The organism is Corallococcus praedator, assembly GCF_003612125.1.
Classification (GTDB): domain Bacteria; phylum Myxococcota; class Myxococcia; order Myxococcales; family Myxococcaceae; genus Corallococcus; species Corallococcus praedator.
The window spans coordinates 1-407 of the sequence record NZ_RAWI01001281.1; the positions used below are offsets into that span (position 1 = coordinate 1).

The following is a 407-nucleotide window of genomic DNA, read 5'->3' on the forward strand; positions in this document are numbered from 1 at the left end:
GCCAAAGACAGCAGGTGCCTAGAGCTTAATTTCCTGCTTAGGTTTTCGTTTTGTACTTTTTCATGACCTGTCGCTTTGTTCGACACGCATGAAAATCTACGACGTAACCCCGGCTTTTTGTCCGGGGTTTTTTAATTCTAGCTTTGTCGCTTTAAGACTGATGCACAAGGCTGAATGACACAACCACCCAGTTAAAGGAGGTGAGATACATGGGTAGAACGTTAGAGGATAAGAAGGCGATCGTTGCTGAACTCAAAGAAACATTGAGTACATCCCAACTGGCAGTTCTCATTAACTATCAGGGGCTGACGGTGGCCGAAATTACAGACCTCCGAAAACGGCTTTTACCAACTGGTGCCACCTGCAAGGTTACCAAAAATACCTTGATGCGAATTGCTGTCGAAGGC

General features: G+C 45.7%; 1 protein-coding gene and 1 other annotated feature. The gene reads left to right on the plus strand.

Annotated features, from left to right (window positions below):
* Window position 1: 1 nt before the first annotated feature.
* Window positions 2–143 (plus strand) — a sequence feature (ribosomal protein L10 leader region).
* 66 nt (window positions 144–209) lie between these two features.
* Window positions 210–407: 50S ribosomal protein L10 (rplJ, locus tag D7Y13_RS50225; RefSeq protein ID WP_147452763.1), on the plus strand; the 198-nt coding region annotated here is incomplete at its 3' end.